The 2457-nt window shown below is 69.1% G+C and carries 2 protein-coding genes; both read left to right on the top strand.

The genetic code is table 11. From position 1 onward, the window contains the following. Positions 1-537, top strand: a 537-nt coding sequence (locus AB0M03_RS39575; RefSeq protein ID WP_363501678.1) for an ABC transporter ATP-binding protein, incomplete at its 5' end; no start/stop codon positions are given. 150 nt (positions 538-687) lie between these two features. Continuing rightward, positions 688-2328 (top strand): ABC transporter substrate-binding protein, encoded by a 1641-nt coding sequence (locus AB0M03_RS39570; RefSeq protein ID WP_363501675.1) that lies wholly within the window; start codon positions 688-690, stop codon positions 2326-2328. Positions 2329-2457 lie beyond the last annotated feature (129 nt).

The raw sequence follows: 2457 nt of genomic DNA, 5'->3' as shown, positions 1-2457 counted from the left end.
CGCCAGCGCATCGGCATCGCCCGCGGCCTCGCGCTCAAGCCCGAGGTCATCATCTGCGACGAGCCGGTCTCCGCCCTCGACGTCTCCGTCCAGGCCCAGGTGATCAACCTGCTGGAGCAGCTCCAGCAGGACTTCGAGCTCTCCTACATGTTCATCGCCCACGACCTCTCGATCGTCCGGCACATCTCCGACCGGGTCGGCGTGATGTACCTCGGCAAGATGGTCGAGATCGGCACGGACGAGGAGATCTACGAGAACGCCACCCACCCCTACACCCAGGCGCTGCTCTCCGCCGTCCCCGTCCCCGACCCGGCCGGCCGCGAGCGCCGCGAGCGGATCATCCTCTCCGGTGACATCCCCTCCCCGGCGAACCCGCCGTCCGGCTGCCGCTTCCGCACCCGCTGCTGGAAGGCCGAGGAGCGCTGCAGCACCGAGCTGCCGCTGCTCGCCGTCCCGGAGATCGGCGAGGGCCCGGCCAAGCACGCCTCGGCCTGCCACTTCGCCGAGGTCCGCGAGGCCGTCGCCGTCGCCTCCTGACCGGTCCGGACGCCCTCGCGGGCCCGTGGTGCGACCGCACCGCGGGCCCGCGGCGTTTCGGCACCCATCCGGCGGTATCCAGGTCGCGCCGCCGTGGCCCCGCTCCTTCGATGGGGTGTGATGCGTCATACACCCAGAGGAGGAAGCCCCATGCCTGCAGCGACCAGAGTGCGCTGGGCCTTGGTTCTCGCAACCAGCGTGGCCCTGGTGGCCACCGGCTGCAGCAGCGACGGTGACGGTGGCAGCAGCGGAGCCAGTGGGGGCACCGGCGGCATCGTCACCGCCTGGTGGGGCGACCCGCAGAACCCGCTCGAGCCGGCGAACACCAACGAGGTCAACGGCGGCGCCGTCATCGACATGATCTTCACCGGCCTGGTCCAGTACGACCCCAAGACCAGTGAGCCGAGCAACGCCAACGCGGAGTCGATCACCTCGGACGACCAGCAGAACTGGACGGTCAAGATCAAGCCCGGCTGGAAGTTCAGCGACGGCACCACGGTGACCGCCAAGTCCTACGTGGACGCCTGGAACTACGGCGCCCTCTCCACGAACAAGCAGCTGAACAGCAGCTTCTTCTCGTACATCCAGGGCTACGACCAGGTCGCGCCGGCCTCCGGCAACCCGACCGCGCAGACCCTGTCCGGCCTCAAGGTCGTCGACGACAACACCTTCACCGTGGCGCTCACCCAGAAGTTCTCCACCTGGCCCGCCACCCTCGGCTACTCGGCGTTCGTCCCGCTCCCGGCGGCCTTCTTCTCCGATCACGCGGCCTACCTCAACAAGCCGATCGGCAACGGCCCGTACGAGATCAGCTCGTGGACCAAGAGCCAGAAGATGGAGCTGCGGCCGTTCTCCGGCTACAGCGGCGCGGACAAGCCCAAGAACGGCGGCATCGACCTCCGGGTCTACACCGACACCAACGCCGCCTACGCCGACCTCCAGGCCGGCAACCTCGACGTCGACAACGGCCTGCCCAACAGCGCCCTGAAGACCGTCGAGACCGACCTCAACGGGCGCTTCCTCAACACCCCGGCCGGCATCATCCAGACCATCTCCTTCCCGCTCTACGACCCGAACTGGAACACCGCGAACGCCCAGAAGGTCCGCCTCGGCCTCGCCATGGCGATCGACCGGCCCACCATCACCAAGGTCGTCTTCAACGACACCCGCACCCCCGCCAGCGACTGGACCTCGCCGGTGCTCGGCGCCGCGGGCGGCTTCAAGGAAGGCATCTGCGGCCAGGCCTGCACCTACAACCCGACCCAGGCCAAGCAGCTCGTCCAGGAGGGCGGCGGCATCCCCGGCGGCCAGCTCACCATCACCTACAACGCCGACGGCCCGCACAAGGAGTGGGTCGACGCCGTCTGCAACAGCATCAACAACGCCCTCGGCAACACCAGCGCCTGCGTCGGCAACCCGGTCGGCACCTTCGCCGACTTCCGCAACCAGGTCACCACCAAGAAGATGACCGGCCCGTTCCGCACCGGCTGGCAGATGGACTACCCGCTGATCCAGAACTTCCTGCAGCCCGTCTACACCACCGGCGCCTCGTCGAACGACTCCGGCTACAGCAACCCGCAGTTCGACTCCCTGGTGAACCAGGCCAACGCCAACGCGGACAAGTCCGCCGCGATCAGCCAGTTCCAGGACGGCGAGAAGCTGCTCGCCACCGACCTGCCCGCCATCCCGCTCTGGTACCAGAACGGCACCGTCGGCTGGTCCTCCCGCGTCGACAACGTCCTGCTCAACCCGTTCAGCGTCCCGGTCTACGACCAGATCACCGTCAAGTAGTCGGCAGCGGCCGCCGGGGCCCGGGCCCCGGCGGGCGCCCGGCCGGCGGCCCCCCGGGGGGTTCGGGAGTGCGCCCGGGGGGACTGCAGTCACCAAGACCGCCGAGTCGGAGGGCGGGGGGTGGGTGGA

It is taken from the genome of Kitasatospora sp. NPDC051914 (assembly GCF_040680995.1).
Lineage (GTDB): Bacteria > Actinomycetota > Actinomycetes > Streptomycetales > Streptomycetaceae > Kitasatospora.
The sequence above is the reverse complement of the archived record's forward strand: the minus strand, read 5'-3'. Positions and strand labels throughout refer to the sequence as shown.